The 23,401-nt window shown below is 70.5% G+C and carries 22 protein-coding genes; 11 read left to right on the top strand and 11 right to left on the bottom strand.

Annotated elements, in window-relative coordinates:
- The first annotated feature begins 9 nt into the window (after positions 1–9).
- On the top strand, positions 10–501 hold the full coding sequence (locus D0Z08_RS08690) for a DUF6174 domain-containing protein (protein ID WP_118924656.1): 492 nt from the start codon (positions 10–12) through the stop codon (positions 499–501).
- Here D0Z08_RS08690 and D0Z08_RS08685 read toward each other — a convergent pair.
- From D0Z08_RS08685 to D0Z08_RS08670, 4 genes are read right to left on the bottom strand one after another with little or no spacing between them, the layout of a single operon-like run.
- The gene (locus tag D0Z08_RS08685; RefSeq protein ID WP_118924654.1) at positions 488–1,567 is read right to left on the bottom strand and encodes a MaoC family dehydratase; all 1,080 of its coding nucleotides are present in this window, start codon (positions 1,565–1,567) and stop codon (positions 488–490) included. The two genes, D0Z08_RS08690 and D0Z08_RS08685, sit on opposite strands and share 14 nt — an antisense overlap.
- 13 nt (positions 1,568–1,580) lie before the next feature.
- Complete coding sequence (locus D0Z08_RS08680; RefSeq protein WP_118924652.1) at positions 1,581–1,763, bottom strand: DUF5302 domain-containing protein; 183 nt, start codon at positions 1,761–1,763, stop codon at positions 1,581–1,583.
- Positions 1,764–1,804: 41 nt separating this feature from the next.
- A complete protein-coding gene (locus D0Z08_RS08675; protein WP_118924650.1) occupies positions 1,805–2,911 on the bottom strand; it encodes a hypothetical protein in 1,107 nt (368 codons plus the stop codon).
- A 29-nt stretch (positions 2,912–2,940) separates the two neighbouring features.
- Positions 2,941–3,831 carry a glycosyltransferase family 2 protein gene (locus D0Z08_RS08670; protein ID WP_118924648.1) on the bottom strand — a complete coding sequence of 297 codons (891 nt, stop codon included), beginning with the start codon at positions 3,829–3,831 and terminating at the stop codon, positions 2,941–2,943.
- Positions 3,832–3,883: 52 nt separating this feature from the next.
- On the opposite strand from D0Z08_RS08670, the gene D0Z08_RS08665 reads away from it, so the two are divergent.
- From D0Z08_RS08665 to D0Z08_RS08640, 6 genes are all read left to right on the top strand, one after another.
- Positions 3,884–4,936: a hypothetical protein gene (locus D0Z08_RS08665; protein ID WP_147381371.1), complete on the top strand. Its 1,053-nt coding sequence runs from the start codon at positions 3,884–3,886 to the stop codon at positions 4,934–4,936.
- A 133-nt stretch (positions 4,937–5,069) separates the two neighbouring features.
- A complete protein-coding gene (locus tag D0Z08_RS08660) occupies positions 5,070–6,269 on the top strand; it encodes an acyl-CoA dehydrogenase family protein (RefSeq protein ID WP_118924644.1) in 1,200 nt (399 codons plus the stop codon).
- A 78-nt stretch (positions 6,270–6,347) separates the two neighbouring features.
- On the top strand, positions 6,348–7,598 hold the full coding sequence (locus D0Z08_RS08655; RefSeq protein ID WP_118924643.1) for a magnesium transporter MgtE N-terminal domain-containing protein: 1,251 nt from the start codon (positions 6,348–6,350) through the stop codon (positions 7,596–7,598).
- Positions 7,591–8,139: a DUF1003 domain-containing protein gene (locus D0Z08_RS08650; protein ID WP_118924641.1), complete on the top strand. Its 549-nt coding sequence runs from the start codon at positions 7,591–7,593 to the stop codon at positions 8,137–8,139. The genes D0Z08_RS08655 and D0Z08_RS08650 overlap by 8 nt, the downstream gene beginning before the upstream one ends.
- Positions 8,140–8,173: 34 nt before the next feature.
- Positions 8,174–9,349, top strand: coding sequence for an Mrp/NBP35 family ATP-binding protein (locus D0Z08_RS08645; RefSeq protein ID WP_118924753.1), 1,176 nt, complete (start codon positions 8,174–8,176; stop codon positions 9,347–9,349).
- 29 nt (positions 9,350–9,378) lie between these two features.
- On the top strand, positions 9,379–9,714 hold the full coding sequence (locus D0Z08_RS08640) for a sec-independent translocase (protein ID WP_118924639.1): 336 nt from the start codon (positions 9,379–9,381) through the stop codon (positions 9,712–9,714).
- Between the two features lie 11 nt (positions 9,715–9,725).
- Here D0Z08_RS08640 and D0Z08_RS08635 read toward each other — a convergent pair whose 3' ends face one another.
- Positions 9,726–10,262, bottom strand: coding sequence for a hypothetical protein (locus tag D0Z08_RS08635; protein WP_118924637.1), 537 nt, complete (start codon positions 10,260–10,262; stop codon positions 9,726–9,728).
- A 101-nt stretch (positions 10,263–10,363) separates the two neighbouring features.
- Here D0Z08_RS08635 and D0Z08_RS08630 point away from each other — a divergent pair, with 101 nt between their 5' ends.
- From D0Z08_RS08630 to D0Z08_RS08620, 3 genes are all read left to right on the top strand, one after another.
- Positions 10,364–11,002 carry a LysM peptidoglycan-binding domain-containing protein gene (locus D0Z08_RS08630; RefSeq protein WP_118924635.1) on the top strand — a complete coding sequence of 213 codons (639 nt, stop codon included), beginning with the start codon at positions 10,364–10,366 and terminating at the stop codon, positions 11,000–11,002.
- A 39-nt stretch (positions 11,003–11,041) separates the two neighbouring features.
- A complete protein-coding gene (locus D0Z08_RS08625; RefSeq protein WP_118924633.1) occupies positions 11,042–11,548 on the top strand; it encodes an Rv3235 family protein in 507 nt (168 codons plus the stop codon).
- Between the two features lie 107 nt (positions 11,549–11,655).
- On the top strand, positions 11,656–12,858 hold the full coding sequence (locus D0Z08_RS08620; protein ID WP_245993786.1) for an SGNH/GDSL hydrolase family protein: 1,203 nt from the start codon (positions 11,656–11,658) through the stop codon (positions 12,856–12,858).
- 5 nt (positions 12,859–12,863) lie between these two features.
- On the opposite strand, the gene secA is transcribed toward D0Z08_RS08620, so the two are convergent.
- The 4 genes from secA to D0Z08_RS08600 all read right to left on the bottom strand — a co-directional run bounded on the left by secA (position 12,864) and on the right by D0Z08_RS08600 (position 18,650).
- The gene (gene secA, locus D0Z08_RS08615) at positions 12,864–15,791 is read right to left on the bottom strand and encodes a preprotein translocase subunit SecA (protein ID WP_118924631.1); all 2,928 of its coding nucleotides are present in this window, start codon (positions 15,789–15,791) and stop codon (positions 12,864–12,866) included.
- A 24-nt stretch (positions 15,792–15,815) separates the two neighbouring features.
- Entirely contained in the window at positions 15,816–16,193 is a 378-nt protein-coding gene (locus D0Z08_RS08610) for a DUF4233 domain-containing protein (RefSeq protein WP_118924629.1), read from the bottom strand.
- Positions 16,190–17,563 carry a bifunctional folylpolyglutamate synthase/dihydrofolate synthase gene (locus tag D0Z08_RS08605; RefSeq protein ID WP_118924627.1) on the bottom strand — a complete coding sequence of 458 codons (1,374 nt, stop codon included), beginning with the start codon at positions 17,561–17,563 and terminating at the stop codon, positions 16,190–16,192. Before D0Z08_RS08605 ends, D0Z08_RS08610 begins: the two co-directional genes overlap by 4 nt.
- Positions 17,564–17,756: 193 nt before the next feature.
- Complete coding sequence (locus tag D0Z08_RS08600; RefSeq protein ID WP_118924625.1) at positions 17,757–18,650, bottom strand: GNAT family N-acetyltransferase; 894 nt, start codon at positions 18,648–18,650, stop codon at positions 17,757–17,759.
- A gap of 111 nt (positions 18,651–18,761) precedes the next feature.
- Here D0Z08_RS08600 and D0Z08_RS08595 point away from each other — a divergent pair, with 111 nt between their 5' ends.
- The gene (locus D0Z08_RS08595) at positions 18,762–20,864 is read left to right on the top strand and encodes an AfsR/SARP family transcriptional regulator (protein ID WP_118924623.1); all 2,103 of its coding nucleotides are present in this window, start codon (positions 18,762–18,764) and stop codon (positions 20,862–20,864) included.
- Positions 20,865–20,867: 3 nt separating this feature from the next.
- Here D0Z08_RS08595 and D0Z08_RS08590 read toward each other — a convergent pair whose 3' ends face one another.
- Together D0Z08_RS08590 and metG are read right to left on the bottom strand one after the other, a co-directional pair.
- Positions 20,868–21,482 carry a LysE family translocator gene (locus tag D0Z08_RS08590; RefSeq protein WP_118924621.1) on the bottom strand — a complete coding sequence of 205 codons (615 nt, stop codon included), beginning with the start codon at positions 21,480–21,482 and terminating at the stop codon, positions 20,868–20,870.
- Between the two features lie 58 nt (positions 21,483–21,540).
- A complete protein-coding gene (gene metG / locus D0Z08_RS08585) occupies positions 21,541–23,358 on the bottom strand; it encodes a methionine--tRNA ligase (RefSeq protein WP_118924620.1) in 1,818 nt (605 codons plus the stop codon).
- Positions 23,359–23,401 lie beyond the last annotated feature (43 nt).

Genomic DNA, 23,401 nt, shown 5'->3' with positions numbered 1-23,401 from the left:
CGGATCACCATGAAGATCCTGCTCAGTGCTGCCGCAACGGCTGTCGCCCTCGCCGCCCTCGCCGGCTGCAGCGGCGACGACACCACGACCGCCGAGGACCCGGAGAGCACGACCCCCGCCACGAGCGATCCGACCGATTCGCCGACGGTCGGCAGCTACCCGGAGCTGGAGGCCACCGACTACACCTACGTGCTGGAGCAGATCTGCTACTGCCCGATCGCCGGACCGGTCAAGGTCACCGTCGAGGACGGCGAGGTCACGTCCGCCGTGTACGCCAAGGGCGGCCGCGGGCTCGAGAAGGGCGACGACGCGCCGGACTACCTCTGGATCACCATCAACGACGTCATCGCCAAGGCCAACGACACCAAGGCGGACAAGGTCGACGTGACCTGGCCCGAGGGCCAGGACTGGCCGACGTCCGTGGCCGTGGACCAGGTCGAGCGCGCCACGGACGACGAGGTCACCTACGTCGTCCGCAACGTGCAGCTCAGCGAGGGATGAGGGCCCAGTAGTCGAGGTCGAGGAGTACGCCGTCGGCGTACTTGCCCTCGTCGGTGCGGAGCGTCATCGACTCGTCGCGGCCCTTGGTGGCGACCAGCCGCAGTCGCAGTGCGCCGACGCTGTCGCCGGCCCCGGGGACCGCCGCCTTGTCGAGGACCTCGGACCACGCGTAGACCGTGTCGCCCGCGAACGCCGGCGCGACGTGGGAGCCGCCGTTGATCGCGGCGATGAGCTGGGCGTTGGCGAGCCCGTTGAACGACAGGGCCCGCGCCATCGAGATCACGTGACCGCCGTAGATCAGCCGGTTGCCGTCGGGGCGGGCCTCGGTGTTGAAGTGCACCTTGGCGGTGTTCTGCCACAGCCGGGTGGCCATCATGTGCTCCGGGTCGGTGAGCGTGACTCCGTCGACGTGATCGATCAGCTCGCCGATCTCGTAGTCGTCGAACCGGTGCGGCTCACCTGCCGCGCTGAAGTCGTACGACGAGAAGTCGAGGCCGGCGGGAACCACCAGGTCCTCGGGGGCGAGCGTCTTCTTCAGCTCGGGCAGCACCGTCTCCGGCGCATCGAGGTCGCCCCCCTCGGTCGCCGCCGTGCGCTTGTGCACCATCACCCAGCGGCACCAGTCCAGGGCGACCTCGCCCCGCTGGTTGGTGGCGGTGGACCGGACGTAGACGACCCCGGACCTGCCGTTGGAGTTCTGCTTGAGGCCGATGACCTCGGACCTCGTCGACAGGGTGTCGCCCGGGTGCACCGGCTGGTGGAAGCGGAGCTCGGCGTAGCCGAGGTTGGCAACCGCGTTGAGCGAGATGTCGGGGACGGTCTTGCCGAACGCGATGTGGAACGCGATCAGCTCCTCGACCGGGTGCGGGTCGAGACCGACCGACGCAGCGAACGCAGCCGAGCTCGGGACGGCGAACCGGGTGGGATAGAGCGCGCCGTACAGCGCTCGGTCACCCTCGGTGACCGTGCGCGGCGTCGCGTGCTCGATCACCTGGCCGACGGTGAAGTCCTCGAAGAAGTTGCCCGTGTTTGTCTTGGACGCAGTCGTCTTGCTCACGGGCGGCATTCTGCCGGTGGTGTCAGCTGCCGCCGCCCCCGGCCTTGCGCCGGTGCATCTTCGGGGCGCCGCCGATGACCTCGGATCCGTGCGCCTTCTCGGGGACCGGGCCGTCCGAGTGGACGCCCTGCTCGCGGTTGTTCTTGCGGTCGAGCGCTGCCCGCATCTTTGCCTTGAGATCCTCGTTGGGGTCCTGCTCAGCCATCACTGCTCTCCTCGCGGGTGGTTCGGAGTGGTCTGCCCACCCTACTTGCCAAGCTGACGCAGCTCGGCCCGCAGGCGCTTGCGCTCGGCCTTCAGGCGCGCCACCTTGCCCTCGAGCTCGGTGACGTCGGCGACGTAGCGGTCGGCGAGGTCGGCGATGGTCTCGATCGCGGTGACGGCGACCTCGTCGTCGGCCACCGAGATCGGCCCGGTCCTCATCTCGTCCGGAGGCAGCAGGTCCTCGGCCTGCCCAACGATGTCGACGCCACGGGTCCGCACGGCGTCGAGCTGGCTACGGGCCTCGTCGGCGACCCAGCCTGCGAAGCCGTCCGGCACGGCGATCGAGGTCCCCTCGTGCCGGATCCCGCTGCGGCGGACCAACCACCGCCGGATCGCCTGCTGGTACTCCCCCGTCGACAGCTGCAGCCGCTCACCCAGGACCGAGTTGACCCGGCGCAGCATCTCCGCCTGCGCGAGCGAGAGCGAGGTGTTGTGGCTGACGTCGCCCGACCCGAGGAGGGCGGGGTCGAAGCCGACGACGGCGGCGAACAGCTCGAAGAGCGTGCCCTCGGTCCTCGATCGCGGCGGGCACGCCACCACGTGGACCTGCTCGCGGGGCAGCAGCGCCCCCCAGCGGTCGATGATGTCCCCGAGGTCCTGTCGTGCCAGGAAGCCGGCCGCCTGCTCGTCGCGGACCCGGATCGCCTCGATGAAGTCGGCGTAGCTGACCTTCCACCGGCTCTTGATGCCCTGCTGCCATTCCGACGGGATCGTGAGTCCCCAGTGGCGCGCGGTGACGATGACGTGCACCTCGAAGTCAGCGAGTGCGCCGACGACGAGGTCGGTCACCGGCCGCGGCATCTCGGCGAGCGTCTCGAGGGACAGCACGTGCGCCGGGGCGTCGTGTCCGCGGACCTCCTCGACCAGGCCACGGACGGCCTCGGCCGCCGGCGCCTCCTCGCCGTGGTCGCGAAGGCGGCGCAGCCCCGCCATCAGCTGCACCCGCGCCACCGCCCGGTCGGGGAACAGCACGTGGACGCCGTGGTCGGCGAGCACACCGGCGGAGGACAGGAGCGACTTCTGCAACGACGTGGTGCCGCTCTTGCGCGTCCCCACGTGGAGAAAGACCTTGGCCGGCGATGACGTCACGGTCGTCGATCCTCGCACAGCAGCCTGCGTCAGATGCTGCCGACCAGCCGCTGCGGAATGCGCGTCAGCGGCTGGTTCCTCAACGCGGCGATCTGCCCCTGCTTGGGCGTCCGGTGCCGTCCGTTGAGGAAGATCACCATGTCGTCGAGGTCGGCCGTCGCCGGGTCGAACTCCGGTACGGCGGCCGGGTCGACGTCCGCCACGACGGCATCGAAGATCGCGAGCACCTGGTCGGCTTCCTTGCCCCAGCTGGCTTCCTCGGCCCGGCCGTCGGCCTTGCTGACCTCGTTGCGGAGCCGGGCTACCTCGGCCAGCCGGGACCGGTCGGCGAACTTGAGGTGGAGCATGAACAGCTCGGGATCGATCGCGTACGGCGCCTTCAGCCCGTGTGACGACACCGCCCAGCCGGCATTGACCCGCTTGATCGACGGCTTGCACATGAGCGGGGTGAACTTGGCGAAGCTCCGCTGCTCGAGCAGCGGTCGGCCCAGGTCCAGCGGCTCCGGCTCGACGCTCGGGATGTGCAGCACGTTGAGGCCCATCACGCCGACCGCCTCCGGCCGGCCGCGATCCTCGAGCAGGTCGGGCAAGGTCGGGTAGACGGCCGGGTCGGTGACCAGGAACTCGTCGACGTCCACGAAGACGACGTAGTCGTAGGCCGCGAGCAGGCCCGAGGCGATGCCGTTCATCAGCCGCATCCGCACCGGCTCGAAGGCCAGCCCACCCTTGAGCTGCGGCACCCGGTGCACGGTGCAGCCGAGGCCCTCGGTCGAGCCGTCGACGGAGTTGTCGTCGAGCACCACCAGGTTGTCGATGCCGACGTGGCGGGCGTAGTGCGAGACCCACAGGGACAGCAGGTCGCCCTCGTCGCGTGCCATCGTGATCACCGCGACCTCTGGCCGCCCGGTGGTCGAGCGCATCCCCGCCCCTCTCTCACTCGTCTGCGGTCGAGAGTCTGGCACGCTAACGGCCGTGAGCAATCAACCGGGACGCCGTCCGCTCTGGATGCACGTCGGCTGCAGCAAGACCGGCACCTCGTCGCTCCAGGCCGGGTTGTGGATGTCGGTGGAGGCGCTCGCCGCCGAGGGTGTCGGGCTGCCGTACGTCGGCCGGCCCGCCCACATCGCCGGCCTGCTGCGCCCCCTCGGCTGGCGCCCGGTCGAGGGCTTCGCCGGCGAGCACCGCGCGAAGGCGCTCGCGAAGGTCCCGGCCACGATCCGCGACACCGCGGGCGACCTGCTGCTGGTCAGCAACGAGGACCTTGCCGAGGTCCGTCCCGAAGACGTCGACGCGATCGCCGAACGCTGCGACGAGGCCGGCGTCGACCTGCACCTGGTGCTGACCGTCCGGGACTGGGCCCAGCAGCTGCCGTCGGACTACCAGCAGTTCCTCAAGCACCGACTGGCCGACAGCTACCCGGACTTCCTCGGAGACGTGAAGGAGCGGCGCGGCCCCTGGGCGGACCAGTTCTGGCGCCGCCAGGACCCCATCGACATCCTCGACCGCTGGGGGCGGGCGGTCGACGCATCGCGGATGCACGTGATCGTCGTCCCGTCGTACTCCCAGGACCCGGAGGGTGTCTTCAACCTGATGGGCGAGGTCGTCGGCTTCCCCAGTGCCGCGGTGACCCGTCCGAAGGGCTCGGTCAACGCGTCGTTCGGCGTGGTCGAGTCCGAGGTGTTCCGCCGGGTCAACGCCGCGCTGGGCGACCGGCTCCCCGACTACAAGCGCGACTACACCGACGCCGTCCGCTGGCCGTTCGCGCACGGCGTCCTCGCCCGCAGCGCGAGCCCCAAGCTCACCCTGCCGCCGGACCACCTCGGCTGGGTCCAGGAGCGGGCCCGGCAGACGGTCGCCACGGTCCGCGAGCGCGGCTACCCCGTCCACGGCGACCTCGACGCGCTCGTCCCGGGCGACGACAGCGCGCGCCCGCTTCCGGCGTACGACGAGGCCGCGGTGGCTGAGGCGTCGATCACAGCGTTGGCCAACTACGCCGCGAGCGCCGCGCGGCGGAAGCCCTCCTGACGTCTCGCGACCAGGGCGAAGGCGGGCGATCGCACGATCCGGCATTAGAGTCGGATGGCCCATGAATTGTGGCCCATGAACCGTTGCCCAGCCCCTGCCGGAGCGACCGAGTACATCAAATGAAGGGGAACCGATGCCGCGCCTGTGTGAGACCGATGGCCTGACCGAGGACCAGACCGAGATCCTCAAGGCCGTCCGGGTGTTCGTCGACGAGCAGATCATCCCGGTTGCCCAGGAGCTCGAGCACGCCGACGAGTACCCCACCGACATCGTCGAGGGCCTCAAGGAGCTCGGCGTCTTCGGCCTGATGATCCCTGAGGAGTACGGCGGCCTCGGCGAGTCGCTCCTCACCTACGCCCTGTGCGTCGAGGAGATCGCCCGCGGCTGGATGAGCGTCTCCGGCGTCATCAACACCCACTTCATCGTGGCCTACATGGTGATGCAGCACGGCACCGAGGAGCAGAAGCAGAAGTACCTCCCCCAGATGGCCTCCGGCGAGATGCGCGGCGCGTTCTCGATGTCCGAGCCTGGCCTCGGCTCCGACGTCTCCGCGGTCTCCACCAAGGCGGTCAAGCAGGACGACGGCAGCTACAAGATCACCGGCTCGAAGATGTGGCTGACCAACGGCGCCCAGTCGCGCCTGGTCGCGACGCTGTGCAAGACCGACGACGGCAACGACTCGGTCTACAAGAACATGACCACCTTCCTCATCGAGAAGGAGGCCGGCTTCGGCGAGACCGCCCCGGGCCTCACCATCCCCGGCAAGATCGACAAGATGGGCTACAAGGGCGTCGAGACCACCGAGATGATCCTCGACGGTCACGTGGTCCGCGCCGACCAGGTCCTCGGCGGCGAGACCGGCAAGGGCTTCTACCAGATGATGGACGGCGTCGAGGTCGGCCGCGTCAACGTCGCCGCCCGCGCCTGCGGCCTGGCCTGGCGGGGCTTCGAGCTCGGCGTCGCCTACGCCCAGCAGCGCCACACCTTCGGCAAGCCGATCGCCGCCCACCAGGCCGTGCTCTTCCGGATCGCCGAGATGGCCACCAAGGTCGAGGTCGCCCACACCATGATGGTGAAGGCCGCCCGGATGAAGGACAGCGGCGAGCGGATGGACGTCGAGGCCGGCATGGCCAAGATGGTCGCCTCCGAGTACGCCCACGAGGTCGTCGAGGACTCCTTCCGGATCCACGGCGGCTACGGCTACTCCAAGGAGTACGAGATCGAGCGGCTCTACCGCGAGGTCGCCTTCATGCTCATCGGCGAGGGCACCTCCGACATCCAGAAGATGATCATCGGCCGCGCGATGCTCGAGGACTACAAGCTCAAGAGCTGAAGCCTCGCTCAGCACATCGGAGCCGGTGACCCCGCGCGGGTCACCGGCTCTGCGCTTTCCGGGCGATAACCTCGACCCGTGAGCGTCGCGCCTACCCGTGTCTATGCCGCCAGGCTGGTGGGACTGCCGATCTTCGACCCTCAGGGCGACCAGGTCGGCAAGGTCCGCGACCTCGTCGTGTCCATGCGGATCGAGGGTGCGCAGCCGCGGGTGCTGGGGATGGTCGCGGAGGTGTTCGGGCGCCGGCGGGTGTTCCTGCCGATGACCCGCGTCACCACGATCGACAGCGGTCAGGTCTACACGACCGGCCTGCTCAACATGCGCCGGTTCGAGCAGCGCTCGACCGAGACCCTCGTCATGGGGCAGATGCTCGACCGCACCGTCACGATCAAGAGCAGCGGCGTCAGCGGCACCGTCTACGACGTGGCGATGGAGCGGGCACGCACCCGCGACTGGGTGCTCAGCCGGGTCGCGATCCGGGAGCCGAACAAGGGTCTCCGCCGGCGCGGGCAGACCCACGTCGTCGAGTGGGACGACGTCGTCGGCCTCGCCCGTGAGGACGACCGGCAGGGGGCCACCCACCTGGTCGCCGCGATCAACGAGATGCGCCCGGCCGACGCGGCCAGCATGCTGCACGACCTGCCGTTCGAGCGTCGTAACGCTGTCGCGATGGCGCTCGACGACGAGCGGCTCGCCGACGTGCTCGAGGAGCTGCCCGAGGAGGACCAGGTCGGCATCCTCGAGCGACTCGACTCCGAGCGCGCGGCCGACGTGCTGGAGGAGATGTCGGCAGACGACGCCGCCGACCTGATCGCCGACCTGCCGCCGGAGACCGCCGAGATCCTCCTCCAGCTGATGGAGCCGGAGGAGGCCGAGGACGTCCGTCGGCTGATGAAGTACGTCGAGAACACCGCCGGCGGCATGATGACGCCCGAGCCGGTGATCCTCGGCCCCGATGCCACCGTCGCCGACGCGCTCGCGCACGTCCGCAACCCCGAGCTGACGCCCGCGCTGGCCTCCCTGGTCTACGTGTGCCGCCAGCCTCTCGAGTGCCCGACCGGCAAGCTGCTCGGCCTCGCCCACATCCAGCGGCTGCTGCGCGAGCCGCCGTCGACGCTGGTCGCGGGCGTCCTCGACGACGAGCTCGAGGTGCTCCGGCCCGAGGCGACGATCGACGACGTCGCCGCGCACCTGGCGACCTACAACCTGGTCGCGGCGCCCGTCGTCGACGAGAACCGCCGGCTGCTCGGCGCGGTGACGGTCGACGACCTCCTCGACCACATGCTCCCGGACAACTGGCGCGAGCGAGCGGCGGAACGCCGTGGTTGAGCGTCATCGCCGGACCGGGGAGCGGCTCGACACTCCGCAGGCGATCCGCCGCCAGATCTCCTGGCGGCCGTCGTACGACACCGATGCGTTCGGCGTCTTCGCCGAGCGGTTCGCGCGGTTCATGGGCACCGCGAAGTTCCTGATGTGGATGACCGTCTTCGTCATCGCGTGGGTGCTGTGGAACTTCCTCGCGCCCCGCGACTGGCGGTTCGACGAGTACCCGCTCATCTTCCTGACCCTGATGTTGAGCCTGCAGGCGTCGTACGCCGCGCCGCTGATCCTGCTCGCGCAGAACCGCCAGGAGGACCGCGACCGGGTGATCGCCAGCCAGGACCGCGACGCCGCCTCCCGGGCGCACGCCGACATGGAGTTCCTTGCGCGGGAGGTCGCGTCGCTGCGGATGTCGATGGGTGAGGTCGCGACCCGCGACTACCTGCGCTCGGAGCTGCGGGCGCTGCTGGCCGACCTCGAGGAGCGCGACGAGCGCGACGCCGGCAACGAGGGCGCCGAGGGTGGGGCGTCTCACGGGGGCCGCGAGTAACGATCGGCAGCCGTCGCTCCGTAGACTCGTGGTGATGAGTACGACGTCTGCCCTCCCCACGCTCGACCAGGTCCACGCCGCCCTGGCCACCGTCAACGACCCCGAGATCAAGCGCCCGATCACCGATCTCGGGATGGTCGACACCGTGTCGGTCGAGGACGACGGCACCGTGAAGGTGCGCGTGCTCCTGACCGTCGCCGGCTGTCCGCTCAAGGACACCATCAACCGCGACGTGACCGCTGCGGTCAGCGCGCTCGACGGCGTCACCCGGGTCGACCTCGACCTCGGCGTGATGACGTCGGAGCAGCGCGGCACCCTGCACGAGCAGCTCCGTGGCGGCCAGGCGCAGCGGGAGATCCAGTTCGCCCAGCCCGGCTCGCTGACCAAGGTGTTCGCGATCGCCAGCGGCAAGGGCGGGGTCGGCAAGTCCTCGGTCACCGTCAACCTGGCCCTCGCGCTGGCCGCCGCCGGCCGCAAGGTCGGCGTGGTCGACGCCGACATCTACGGACACTCGGTGCCCGCGATGCTCGGCGTCGCGGACGCGCGGCCCACCCAGGTCGAAGACCTGATCATGCCGGTTCCGACCGCCAGCGGCGTCTCGGTCATCTCGGTCGGCATGCTCAAGCCCCGACGCGACCAGGTCATCGCGTGGCGCGGACCGATGCTCGACCGGGCCCTCGTCCAGATGCTGTCCGACGTCTACTGGGGCGACCTCGACGTTCTGCTCCTCGACCTGCCGCCGGGCACCGGCGACATCGCGATCTCGCTGGGCCAGCACCTCCCCGGTGCGGAGGTGGTCGTCGTGACCACGCCGCAGGAGGCCGCGGCCGAGGTCGCCGAGCGGGCCGGCACGATGGCCTCGATGATGCACCAGCGGGTCGTCGGCGTCATCGAGAACATGAGCTACCTCGCCTGCCCCCACTGCGCGGCGGAGGGCAAGGACCACCGGTTCGAGGTCTTCGGGTCCGGCGGCGGCGAGCGGGTCGCGGCCACGCTGTCCCAGCGCTTCGGCTACGACGTTCCGCTCCTCGGCACCGTCCCGCTCGACATGTCGCTCCGCGAGGGCGGCGACGACGGCAAGCCGGTCGTCGAGTCCAACCCGACCGCGCCGGCCGCGGTCACGCTGACGGCGATCGCCGACCGGCTCGACGGCCGGAGCCGTGGCCTGGCCGGCATGCAGCTGGGCCTGACCCCGAGCAACAAGTTCTGACCGGGTAGCGCGGACAGCGGGGGCGAGCGGTGTTCGGGATCGGGTTCGGTGAGCTCGTCGTCATCGCGTTCCTCGCCGTCCTCGTCTTCGGTCCCGACAAGCTGCCGGAGCTGGCCAAGCAGGCCGGTCAGGTCGTGCGCAAGCTGCGCACGTTCGCCAACAACGCCCGCGACGAGCTGCGCTCCGAGCTCGGTCCCGAGTTCGCCGACCTCGAGCTGACCGACCTCGATCCCCGAGTGATCGTGCGGAAGCACATCGCCGAGGCGCTCGCCGATGAGGACGACGAGGTCGTCAGCCACGCCAAGCCGGAGCAGCGGCCGCTCGAGGCGGGCGAGCGTCCGCCGTACGACCTCGAGGCGACGTAGGCGACGTAGCCCTACGCCCGCGACTGAGCGGCTGCGAGTGCCGCGAACGGCACCAGGATCATCCGCCGGTCGTCGCCCTCGACGAGCTCGCAGAAGTCCGCGCCGACCCGGCGCAGGTTGCCCTCGTGGCGGGAGCCGTCGCGCAGGTGCAGCAGGCACCGCTCGCCGGCCTCGGCGATCCGGCGCAGGGCGGAGCCGAGCCCGAGCCGGGTGAGCGGTGACCAGGCGACCTCGGGGATGGAGCGCACCGAAGCCCTCTCGACCGTCGTCACCGCGTCGGCGCTGACCACCCAGTCGTGCTGACCGGCCGACAGGAGCAGCCAGTCGTCGGCGACCCGGTCGACGGTGCCGGTCACGGTGCCGACCCCGGCGATCCCGATCGTGAGCTCGGTGCCCGCGGAGGCCATCAGCCGGCTGGCGAGGGTGACGGTCTGGTACTCCGCGCGACTCCGATCGGCGTGCTCGGCGCCCCGCTCGGCGGCTGCGAGCGCGCCGGCCTGGCCCTCGAGATCGTCGAAGAGCGCGAAGAGATCGTCCTCCCAACCCATGGGGCCCACCTCATCACATCGGGGCTGTGGAAAGCATATTGACGCGCCTCGTGAACGCCAGCAGACTGAGGCAAACGCAAGCAAACAGAAGGTTCTCGGGGATGATCCGGTCGACGCGCGTAGGTGTGGTGTGGATCAGGAGCGGAGCGCTGTGGTGCGCGACCACCGCGGCAGCGGCCGGCATCGCCTGGACCACCCTCCCGACGCTCGCCACCAGCCCCGAGCTGCTCTCGACCGGGCCGGAGTTCGCCGACCTGCTCGTCACCGTTTGCGCGGCGGCGATGGCCGTCGCCGCAGGCTGGCTGTGGGCGATGACGACGGATGTCGTCGTCCGGGTCCTCCGCACGGGGCCGGGCGACGGAGGCGTCGCCGTACGGCGTCCCGGCGCGCTGCGCGCCGTACTCCTCGCCGCGTGCGGCGTGGTCGCGCTCGGCACTCCGGCAGCCGCCGACGACCGGCCGCCGGTCGCCCCGTCGTCACTCGCCGGTCTCCCGCTCCCCGATCGCGCGACCAGCGACGCTCCGCTGCCCGATCGCGCGGACGACGGATCCCGCCAGGTGCGCGTCCGCCCCGGCGACTCCCTCTGGGCGATCGCCGAGCAGCGGCTCGGACCGCGCGCCACGGTCGTCGAGATCGTCGGCTACTGGCACCGGATCTACGACCACAACACCGACGTCATCGGCCCCGACCCGGACCTGATCCTGCCCGGCCAGCTCTTGGAGCTGCCGCCGACCGGCTGAACCCACCAACCGTCACCAGCGTCCGCTCGAGGAGGACCAATGACCACCACCCTGCACCCATTGATGGGTGTCCGGCTGCCCGTGCCGGTCGCCGCCACCCAGGGCATGCTCGCGCTCGCCCTGCTCCCCCGCAGCGAGCCTCCGATCCCCGAGGGCGAGGCCCACACCGGCGCCACGGTCGTGGCGATCGACCGTCGCCAACGGGCCGTCGTCGAGGAGTGGACGCGCCGCTTCGCCCAGGCGGCCGTCGAGATCGTCGGCGGCGACCGCCCGGTCTCGCAGCTGCTGCGTTGGACGCTGCCCGACGTCTACGACGACCTCCGACGACGGGCACTGCTGGTCGCCCGCGCCGGCGGCCACCAGCCCGGCCTCGCACGGGTCCAGCCGGTGCGTCCCCGGGTGCTGAGCGTCCACACGTGCTTCGTCCGGCCGGACGCGGTCGAGGCGGCCGTCCACGTGCGGTACGGCGCCCGCTCGCGCGCCCTCGCCGCCCGGTTCGAACGGATCGAGCAGCGCTGGATCTGCGCCGCCCTTGACTTTTCCTGATCCGGACCGGTTTCACCGGAGATCTTCCCAAAGGTGACCGCCGTCACTATCTTCGGCGCGGGTCCGTGCGGACCCCTGGGAGGGAAGACCCCGAGGAGATCACCTTGATGTTCCGCACGTTCGTGGCCCCGTTCGCGGTCGCCGCAGCGACGTTGCTCGCCCCGCTCCCAGCACCATCGGCCCATGCCGACGGACCCGGGGTCGGCACGCCCTGGGTCGTGTCGGTCGGCGACTCCTACATCTCCGGTGAGGCCGGCCGCTGGGCCGGGTCCTCGAACTCCAGCAGCTCCCGGGCCGACGCGCTCGGCTCGACGGCCTATTACGACAACGCCTCCGGCACCGGTGAGGCGATCGCGCGCTGCCACCGCAGCAAGAGCGCCGAGATCCACATCGGCGGCGGGGTCAACAGCCTCAACCTCGCCTGCTCGGGCGCCAAGACGGCGACCGCTACCGGCGACTACTTCAAGCCGGGGATCGACTTCTACTCAGGCACCGCAGGTGTCGGTCAGGCGCGGGCGTTGCAGACGTTCGCGTCCACCCACAACGTGCGGATGGTCGTCGTCAGCATCGGCGGCAACGACTTCAACTTCGCCGGCATCGTCCAGCAGTGCGTCACCGACTTCCTGGCGTCGCCGTCGTGGTGGCCGGACTACTGCAAGGACGACAGCAGCGTCACGAGCAACTTCACCAGCAGCAACATCAGCGCCGTGAAGACCCGGATCGCGACCGCCCTCACCAACGTGCGCACCGCGATGCGCAACGCCGGGTACGCCGACAGCCAGTGGCGGATGCTCGTCCAGACCTACCCGTCCCCGATCCCGAACGGGTCGGGCTTCCGGTACAGCCAGAGCGGCTACACGCGCCAGAGCACGGGTGGCTGTGGCTTCTGGAACGCCGACGCCGACTGGGCCAACAGCTACGCGCTGCCGACCATCAACAACACGGTGACCGGCGCGATCAGCCAGGCCGGCGTCACCAACGCCTCCGTCCTCAACCTCGCCAACACCTTCGCCGGCCGCCGGCTCTGCGAGTCGGGCGTCGGGCTCTACGAGGAGGTCGGCATCGCCAGCTGGCAGTCGACAGGAGCAGTGGACCGGACGGAGTGGGTCAACCAGATCCGCACGGTCTCGACGTGCTGCTCCAGCAGCCCGTACTACATCCAGGAGTCGCTGCACCCGAACTACTGGGGCCAGCTCGCGGTGCGCTCGTGCGTCCGCCAGGCCTACAACGGTGGTACGCCGCGCGGCGGCACCTGCACCCGCACGGGCACCGGGCTGCTCAACGGTGAGCCCAGGATGACGCTGCAGTAGCCGGGCTAGCTGATGCGGGCGGTGAGGCCGCTGGGGCCACCCGGAGCGCCGTGGCAGCGCTTGTACTTCTTGCCCGAACCGCAAGGGCACAGCTGGTTGCGGCCGATCTCGGCGAACTCGTCGTCGGCGTTGGAGGCCGTGGCCCCGCGGACCTCGGGCTCGCCGGTCACGTCACTCGGCGCCGAGTAGGACAGGAACTGCGGCTGCTTCGGAGCCTCCAGGCCCTTGGCCCTGATCAGCGGACCGGTCTGCGAGGGCAGGGTACGGCGCATCGGCTCCTCCTCCCCGGCCGACGCGGCACCAAGCGCGGCCGCGATGTCGCCGAGGCCGGGGCCCTGCGCACCCAGTCCGACGGGCGGCTCGGCGAGCGCGCCCTCGTGCATCGGGCCCTCGTGACGGGAGCCGTCGGCGTGGTAGTGGAACTCCGGCTCGTCGTCCTCGACCTGGACCTCCAGGTTGAAGAGGAAGCCGACGGTCTCCTCCTTGATGCCGTCCATCATCGCGGCGAACATGTCGTAGCCCTCGCGCTGGTACTCGACCAGCGGGTCACGCTGGGAGTACGCGCGCAGGTAGATGCCCTCGCGGAGGTAGTCCATCTCGTAGAGGTGCTCGCGCCACTTGCGGTCGAGCACCGAGAGCAGGACCCGACGCTCGAGCTCGCGCATGACCTCCTCGCCGACCTCCTCCTCGCGGCGGTCGTAGGCGGCGTGCGCGTCGGCCTTGAGCGTCTCGATCAGCTCTTCCTTGTGCAGCACCGCGTGGTTGCCGATCTCCTCGGCCACCGCCTCGTGGGAGAGCGACACCGGCCAGAACTGCTTGAGATCGGTCCACAGCTGCTCGAGGTCCCACTCCTCGGAGTACTGGTCGAGCGAGCCGCCGACGAAGCCGGTGACGACGTCGTCGATGAAGGTGCGGATCTGCTCCTCGAGGTTGACGCCCTCGAGCACCTCGCGGCGCTCGCCGTAGATCACCTTGCGCTGGCGGTCCATCACGTCGTCGTACTTGAGGACGTTCTTGCGGGACTCGAAGTTCTGCGACTCGACCTGGCCCTGGGCGTTGGCGATCGCGTTGGTGACCCGCTTGTTCTCGATCGGGACGTCGTCCGGGATCTTCAGCATGACGAGCACGCGGTCGACCCAGTCGGACTTGAAGAGCCGCATCAGCTCGTCCTGCAGCGACAGGTAGAAGCGGGACTCGCCCGGGTCTCCCTGGCGGCCGGAGCGACCACGCAGCTGGTTGTCGATGCGGCGCGACTCGTGCCGCTCGGTGCCGATCACGTAGAGGCCGCCGAGCTCGCGGACCTCGTCGTGCTCCGCAGCGACCTGCTCCTTGATCTGCTCGATCATGGCGGGCCACGCGGCGTCGTACTCGTCGGCGGTCTCGCCGGTCGGCTCGAGGCCCTGCTTGCGCAGCTCCTGGTCGGCGAGGAACTCGATCGAGCCACCGAGCATGATGTCGGTGCCACGGCCGGCCATGTTGGTGGCGACGGTGACGGCGCCCTTGTGGCCGGCGAGCGCGACGATCTTCGCCTCCTCGGCGTGCACCTTCGCGTTGAGGACCGAGTGCGGGACGCCGCGCTTCTTGAGCGCGTTGGAGAGGTACTCCGACTTCTCGACCGACACGGTGCCGACCAGGATCGGCTGGCCCTTCTCGTTGCGTTCGGCGATGTCGTCGACGACGGCGTCGTACTTCGCCTCCTCGGTGCGGTAGACGAGGTCGGGCTGGTCCTTGCGGACCATCTCCTTGTTCGTCGGGATCGGGACCACGCCGAGGCCGTAGATCTTGTCGAACTCGGACGCCTCGGTGAGCGCCGTGCCGGTCATGCCGGAGAGCTTCTCGTAGAGGCGGAAGTAGTTCTGGAGGGTGACGGTGGCCAGCGTCTGGTACTCCTCGCGGACCTTCACGCCCTCCTTGGCCTCGATCGCCTGGTGGAGGCCGTCGTTGTAGCGGCGACCGGCCAGCATCCGGCCGGTGTGCTCGTCGACGATGAGCACCTCGCCGTTCATGACGACGTACTCCTTGTCGTTCCGGAACAGCTCCTTGGCCTTGATGGAGTTGTGGAGGAACGAGATGAGCGGCGTGTTCGCCGACTCGTAGAGGTTGTCGATGCCGAGGTGGTCCTCGACCTTCGTGATGCCGGGCTCGAGGACCGAGATGGTGCGCTTCTTCTCGTCGACCTCGTAGTCGGTGTCCTTGGTGAGCTTCTGGGCGATCTTGGCGAACTCGCCGTACCACTTCACCTCGTCCTGGGTCGGACCGCTGATGATGAGCGGGGTCCGCGCCTCGTCGATGAGGATCGAGTCGACCTCGTCGACCACGGCGAAGAAGTGCTTGCGCTGGACGCAGTCCTCGATCGACCCCGCCATGTTGTCGCGCAGGTAGTCGAAGCCGAGCTCGTTGTTGGTGCCGTAGGTGATGTCGCAGGCGTAGGCCTCGCGCCGCTGCGCCGGCCGCATCTGCGGCAGGATCACGCCGGTGGACAGGCCCAGGAAGTGGTGGATCCGGCCCATCCACTCCGCGTGGTACTTCGCCAGGTAGTCGTTGACGGTGACGACATGGACGCCCTCACCCGCGAGGGCGTTGAGGTAGGACGGCAGCGTGGCGACCAGGGTCTTGCCCTCACCGGTCTTCATCTCGGCGATGTTGCCCATGTGGAGGGCCGCGCCACCCATGATCTGCACGTCGAAGTGGCGCTGGCCGATGACCCGCTTGGCCGCCTCACGGACCGTGGCGAACGCCTCCGGCATGAGGTCGTCGAGCGTCTCACCGTCGGCCAGCCGCTTCTTGAACTCGTCGGTCATCCCGCGCAGCTCGTCGTCGGACATCGCGACGAAGTCGTCCTCGATGGCGTTGACGGCCTTCGCGACCGCCTCGAGCTGGCGGAGGATCTTGCCCTCTCCGATACGGAGGAGCTTGTCGATGATCACTGGCACGGCGGCAACTCTACCTAGCGGGAGTTACACATCCGATTCGCGCTCGGCATCGCTCTCCCCTGAGACGGCGTGGGCTTCGGCCCGCTCGCGCTCGATCTTGCGGCCGACCCCGTAGGCGGTGCCCCACAGCAGGGCGAGTATCGGCCCGAGCACGAACATCATCGGTACGACGAAGCCGAGCCCGACCGCCACGACCTGGATCGTGTGCCCGAGCAGGTAGCCCCACTCGGCGCGCAGCAGGCCGGCGGTCACCAGGCACGCGGCCGCGAGGCCGAGGCCGATCGCCAGCGCCGTGCCCGTGGACACGTCGGTGAGCTCGATCATCACCGGGGTCGTCAGCCCGAGGGTGATCGCCTCGACCGACAGCACGGTGGCGCACAGCGAGCGGCGTACCGACCTCATTTGCGGCCGCCCAACAGCAGGCGCGCCTCACCGACCGTGACCACCGACCCGGTGACGAGCACCGCGCCGGCGCCGAGCGGGTCGCCCCTCCCGGAGTCGGCCTCGGCGAGGGCGGCCGCGGCGTCGAGGGCGTCGCCGAGCCGCGGCACGACCGTGACCCGGTCCTCGCCGTAGACCTCGATCGCCGTCACCGCGAGCTGCTCGGCCGGCATCGCCCGGGCCGTGGAGTTCTGGGTGATCACGACATGGGAGAGGTGCGGCTCGAAGGCCGCCAGCAGACCCTCTGCGTCCTTGTCGCCCATGACGCCGAAGACCCCGATCAGCGGGTCGAACCGGAAGGAGTCGTCGAGCGCGGCAGCGGTCGCCTCGGCGCCCGCCGGGTTGTGGGCGGCGTCGAGCACGATCGTCGGGCTGCGGCGGACGACCTCGAGCCGCCCGGGCGAGGTCGCCTCCGCGAACGCCTGACGGACCACGTCGTCGGCGAGGGGGTCGTTGCCGAGGAGGGCCTCGACCGCGGCCAGCGCCGTGGCGGCGTTCTGCGCCTGGTGGGCGCCGTAGAGCGGGAGGAAGAGCTCGTCGTACTGCCCGCGCAGGCCGCGGATCGTCACGACCTGGCCACCGACGGCAGGCGCCCGGTCGACGACGCCGAAGTCGACGCCCTCCCGGACCACGGTGGCGCCGACCTCCTCGGCCCGGCGCAGCAGCACCTCGGCCACCTCGGCCGGCTGCTGGGCCAGGACCGCGGTGCTACCGGCCTTGATGATCCCGGCCTTCTCCTGCGCGATCGCAGTGATGGTCGTGCCGAGGTAGTTGGCGTGGTCGATCGCGATCGGCGTGACCACCGCGACGTCGGCGTCGATCACGTTGGTCGCGTCCCAGGACCCACCCATGCCGACCTCGACCACCGCGACGTCGACAGGGGCGTCGGCGAACGCGGCGTACGCCATCCCGACGATCGCCTCGAAGAACGACAACGGGAAGGGCTCGGCCTCGTCCACCAGGTGGGTGTAGGGCGCGACGTCGTTGAAGGCCCGCACGAAGGCGTCGTCGTCGAGCGGCTCGCCGTCGATGCTGATCCGCTCGCTCATCCGCTCCACGTGCGGACTGGTGAACCGGCCGGTGCGCAGGTCGAGCGTGCGCAGCAAGCCGTCGATCATCCGCGCCGTCGACGTCTTGCCGTTGGTCCCGGTCAGGTGGACCGAGCGGTAGGTGCGCTGCGGGTCGCCGAGCAGCTCGGTGAACGCGCGGATCCGGTCGAGCGAAGGCTCGAGCCGGGTCTCGGGCCAGCGGCTGAGCAGGGCGTCCTCGGCCTCGGCGAAGGTCTCGGCGGGGCGGGCCCCGTCAGTGGAGTCGTCAGGGGTATCGGTCATGGCAAGGGCTGAGTCTAGGAGCCTGCTGAACAATCCGCCCTACTGCGCGACGCCCCGCGGGCGCTCCGCGGCGTTGCGGCCGCTCGAAGATGGACCACAGCGTCGTCGCGACCGCGCCTTGCGGAGCATCCCGCGGAGCGCCGCTCGCTACGGCCGGATTGTTCAGCACACTCCTAGGGGCGCCCCGCCGCGACTACCGGATCGTCAGCTCGACCATGTCGACCACGGGCTCGAAGCCGAGCGCGGTGTAGATCCGGTTCGAGGTCGGGTTGGCCTGGTCGGTGAACAGGGTGACCCGGCTGCCCTCCGCGAGCAGCAGCCGGGACACCTCGGCCACGGCTGCGCTGGCGTAGCCACGACCGCGATGCTCCTTCGGCGTGAACACCGGGCCGATCCGGGCGACGCCGTACGCCGGCGGGTTGGCGCCCGTCAGGTGTCGCGGGGTGTCGCCGTCGTCGACCCACATCCAGATCCGTCCCTGCCGGATCCGCCCGCGGACGTCGTCCAGCGTGGTCGCCTCGGAGCGATCGGCTCGACCGTCGTGCCCGGCCTGCTCGTCGGCATCGACGTGGAACTGGTGGAACCACTCGAGCGCGAGCGGCGCCTCGTCGTCGTACGCCGGACGCAGCCGGCCGCGCGTCGGCCCGGGCTCGACAAGGGTCCCCAGCTCGAACAGCCGGGTGTGCATGTCGACCTCGACCTCGCCGCCGACGCGCTCGGCGATCCGCTCCGCGACGACCCTGGTCGCCGGCAGGGCGCCGTTGACGCCGCCGACCATCTCGCCCCGCTCGACGAGCGCGTCGGCGAGGGCGACGGCCGCGGCGTCGGGCATCGCCAGCAGGTAGGCCGGGTACGGCGGGAACGGCGCCGTCCGCATCGCGACCCCGGCGATCTCCCCGGCAGGGTCGGTGACCACGACGAACCAGCAGTACGGCGCCAACGGGGTGCTCGGGGCCGACTGCGTCATCCGTGCGGCGACGGTCGCGATCACGGTCGACACCACCGGCTCGGCAGCGAGCCGGTCTCCGGCCCGCTCCAGGAACCGCGCCGCATCGTCCTCGAACGTGATGCTGAAATCGCCTGCCATGGGCGCGAGCGTCACATCAACGGATTCGGGCGAGCAACCGGATTCCGCGAACAGGGCGCCGTCAACCGGTCTAGTCTCCCAGCGAACCCACCTTCAGGACGAAGGGGTGTCGTGCCCGAAGACTTCTCCAAAGTCGACGCCGCGGCGGCTGCAACCGCGGCCGTGGCGCTCGTGCTCGCGCACGGCGACGAGCTGATCGGCGGCACCCGCAGGGACCTGCTCGACCGCGGAGCCCTGCTGCTGGGCGAGGTCCTGGCGGGCGGCGGCGTACTGCCGATGGCGGCGGCTTGGCGGCTGGGGACCGCCCACCACTACCGCGGTGAGTACCCGGACGCGCTCGCGTACTTCGAGGCTGCTCTCAGCGACCCCGACCCCGACCCCGTCGACCGCGCCCGGTTCCTGGCCGGACACGCTTCCGTGCTCTGGGCCCAGGGCAACGCCGAGGCCGGGCGTCGGGTCGCGGACGAGGCGATGGCGGCTGCCTGCGCGTGTGGCGACGACGGCGCCATCGGGGCGGCGTGGGTGGCCAACGGCTTGGTGCAGGCCCACGCCGGTGACCGCTCCGCCAACCTGCTCGCCTACGAGAAGGCCCTGGCGCACGCCGAGCGCGCCGGCGACGCGGTCACGGTCGTCCGGGTGCGCAACAACCTCGGCTCCCGCCACGTCGAAGCGGGCCGGTTCCGACAGGCCCTCGACGAGCTCGATCACGCGGTCGCCATCAGCGAGGACCACTGCGTCGGTCTGGCCAGCGCGATGGTGAGCGTCAACCGCGCGGAGGCACTGCTCGGGCTCGGCAGGCTGGAGGAGGCCGTCGGCGAGATCGCGATCGCGACCGACAAGTTCCGCGCCGCCGAGGCCGCACACCTGCTCGCCTTCGCGTTGCTGCTCGAGGCCGACGCGCACCGGGTCCGCGGCAACGCGACCCGCGCACACGCGAAGTACGTCGAGGCGGTCGAGCGCGCCGAGGCGTCCGGCAACGCCCAGGTCCTCGGCCCCGCGATGGCCGGGCTGGCGGAGACGGTGGTCGCCGACGACCCGGCCTCGTCGCGCGCCCACGCGAAGCGGGCACTCGACCAGCCCCACACCGTCGGTGACGTCATCGCGCTCCGGGCCGCGGGCTGGGTCGCACTCGGCCAGGGCGACCTCGAGGCCGCGGAGATGTGGGCGGCCCGGGCGCTGGCGGAGGCCGGACGCCGCGACCAGCTCGGCGAGCTGGCCGACGCCCTCGAGCTGCGGGCCCTCATCCGCTGGGCCACCACCGGCGACGCGCACGACGCCCTCGGCCAGCTCGCGGAGGCAGCGGACGCCTGGCGCGAGGTCGGCAGCGCGATCCGGTGCGCGGTCAACCGGGTCATCTCCGCACGCCTGCTGGGCGACCGCGGCGCCGAGGAGGCGGGGCGGCAGGCCCTCCAGGCGCTCGGGGTACGGGCCGACGCCGACCGGATCGCCGGCCCCCTCCACGTGCTGGGGGCGCTGGGCGCGCCCGAGGTCGCCATCCGCACCTTCGGCACCTTCGCCGTCTCGGTCGCCGGCACACCGGTGCCGGCCTCGGACTGGCCGTCGCGCAAGAGCCGGCAGCTGGTGCAGGTGCTGGCCGCGCGGAGAGGCCGGGCGATGAGCCGGGCCGCGCTCGCCGAGCTGCTGTGGCCAGGGGTCAGGGACACGTCCGGCCGGCTGTCGGTCGCGCTGTCGACGGCACGGGCGGTGCTCGATCCGGGCCGGCAGCACGACGCCGACCGCTACCTCGCCTCGGACCGCAGCAACGCGCGTCTCGACCCCACCGCGGTGAGCATCGACATCGTCGAGTTCGAGCGGCTCGCGAGGGCAGCGCTGGACGCGGTCCGATCGGGATCGGCGGACGCCGTACCCCTGCTGCAGGCGGCCGCCTCGTTGCACCCCGCCCCGTTCCTGGCCGACGAGTCCGTCGACGAGTGGGCCGACGAGGTCCGCGACGAGATGCTGCGGCTGGCGATCGAGGTCAAGCGGACGCTGGCCTCGCGCCTGGTCGAAGCCGGCGAGACCGAGCAGGCCGTCGGCTGGCTGATGGCGGTCATCACCGAGGACCCCTACGACGAGCCCACCCACCACGAGCTGGTCCGGGTCCTCGCCGACGCCCGGCGCCACGGCGAGGCCCGACGCGCCTACCGGGTGTTCGCCGCGCGGATGTCCGAGCTCGACGTCGCGCTGGTGCCGTTCGACGAGATCGTCGGCTGAACGTCAGCGCGATTCGAACGCCAGCCGACCCGCCAGGGCGGCGAAGGTCGCGGCGAACACCTTCCGCACCGCGTCGAGCACCCGCGGCCGGCGCAGCACGTGGTCGCGGACGGCGGCCGCGAAGACGCCGTACGCGGCAAACACGACGAACGTCATCGCCATGAAGACCGTGCTGAGCACGAGCATCGCCGGCACCGCGCCGTCCCCCGCCGGGACGAACTGCGGCAGGAAGGCGAAGAAGAAGATCGTCAGCTTGGGATTGAGGAGGTTGAGCGTGATGCCGGCGCCGAGGACGGTCCAGACCGATCGGCGTACGTCGGTCTCACCGTCGTCGACGGACAGCGCGCCGTGGTCGCGCCACGTGGCCCAGGCCATGTAGAGCAGGTACGCGACGCCCGCGTACTTGAGGACCGCGAACGCGACACCGCTCGCGTGCAGCAGCGCAGCAAGTCCGGTGATGGCTGCCAGCAGGTGCGGCACCGTGCCGAGCGTGCAGGCGAAGGCCGCGAGCACGCTGGCCCGTGCCCCGCGGGTGAGACCCGCCGCGATCGTGTAGAGCGCACCCGTGCCGGGCGTCGCGACGATCACCAGCGAGGTGAGCAGGAACGCGATGGTCATGCGCAAGGAGACTAGGCCGAGTCGGCAGAATCATCGTCCGCCGACGGGCGTATCCGTCCTACGCCTCCAGGCGGGCCAGCTCCTCCTCGACGACCGACGGGTCGAGCTTGGTGAAGATCGGCGTCGGCTTGCCCACCGGAGTGCCCGGCTCGATCGGGTGCCGCCGCCACGCGGGGAAGCCGGAGTACTCCCCCGTGATGATCGGGTACGGCGCCCCGCCGTCGAGGTCGTCGGCCTCCTCGAGCCGCGGCATCGGAGCGACCGCGCCCGGCCCGCCGAGCGCGCGGTCGACCTCATTGGCGGAGAACGGGAGGAACGGCGACAGCACCAGGTTGAGGTCCGCGACGCACTGGGCCGCGACGTGCAGGATGGTCCGAAGGCGCTCGCGCTCGTCCTCGGCTGTGCTCTTGGCGAGCTTCCACGGCTCGTGGTCGGAGACGTACTTGTTGACGTCGCCCACGGCCCGCATCGCCTCGCCGATCGCCTGTCGCATCCGGTTGCGGCCGATCAGGTCGCCGACGGTCCCGAACGCGGCCTCGGTGGCGTCGAGCACCGCCTCGTCGCCCTCGGTCAGCTCACCCGCAGCCGGGATCTCCCCGAAGTTCTTGTGGATCAGGTTCGCCGTCCGGTTGACGAGGTTGCCCCAGCCGGCGACCAGCTCGTCGTTGGTACGACGCACGAACTCCGCCCAGGTGAAGTCGCTGTCCTGGTTCTCCGGGCCGGCGGCGGCGACGAAGTAGCGGAACGCGTCGGGCTGGTAACGGCTCAGCAGCTCGCGAACGTAGATCACGACCTTCTTCGACGACGAGAACTTCTTGCCCTCCATGGTGAGGAACTCCGAGCTGACGACCTCGGTCGGCAGGTTCAGTGCGCCGTACCGTCCGGGGCTGCCGCCCTTCGTGCCCTTGCCGTCGTACGCCAGGAGCTCGGCCGGCCAGATCTGGCTGTGGAAGGTGATGTTGTCCTTGCCCATGAAGTAGTAGGACAGCGCCTCGGGATCGTTCCACCACTCGCGCCAGCGCTCGGGGCTGGTTCCCTCGGTTTCGGCGAGGCGGCGTGCCCACTCGATCGACGCGGACAGGTAGCCGATGACCGCGTCGAACCAGACGTAGAGCTTCTTGGTCGGGTTCTCCCGCCAGCCGTCGAGCGGGATCGCGATGCCCCAGTCGATGTCACGGGTCATCGCCCGCGGCCGGATCTCGTCGAGGATGTTCTTGGAGAAGCGGATCACGTTCGGCCGCCACAGGCCGGTCGCCTCACGGTCGTCGAGCCACTCCCCGAGGGCGTCGGCCAGTGCCGGCAGGTCGAGGAAGAAGTGCTGGGTCTCGACGAACTTCGGCGTCTCGCCGTTGATCCGGCTGCGCGGGTTCTTGAGGTCCTGCGGGTCGAGCTGGTTGCCGCAGTTGTCACACTGGTCGCCGCGCGCGCCGTCGTAGCCACAGATCGGGCAGGTGCCCTCGATGTAGCGATCCGGGAGGGTGCGCCCGGTCGACGGCGAGATCGCGCCGAACGTCGTCTCCTCCAGGAAGTAGCCGTTCTCGTAGACCCCGAGGAACAGCTCCTGCACCGTCGCGTGGTGGTTGCGCGTCGTCGTCCGCGTGTAGAGGTCGTAGGTCAGTCCGAGCGCGACGAAGTCCTCGACGATCAGCCGGTGGTTCTGGTCGGCGAGCTCCTGTGGCGAGACTCCCGCCTCGTCGGCCGCGATCAGGATCGGCGTGCCGTGCTCGTCGGACCCGGAGACCATGAGCACGTCGTGGCCGGCCATCCGCATGTAGCGCGAGAACACGTCGGAGGGCACGCCGAAACCGGCCACGTGGCCGATGTGGCGGGGCCCGTTGGCGTAGGGCCAGGCGACGGCGGAGAGGACTCGAGTCATGCAGCGGATCCTATTGGTGGTTTCGGGGCGCGGTCCGCTCGCA

Origin of the sequence: Nocardioides immobilis, assembly GCF_003515065.1 — a bacterium.
In the GTDB taxonomy this organism is placed as follows: Bacteria; Actinomycetota; Actinomycetes; order Propionibacteriales; family Nocardioidaceae; genus Nocardioides; species Nocardioides immobilis.
Note: the sequence above shows the minus strand (reverse complement) of the source record. Positions and strands in the feature narration are given on the sequence as shown.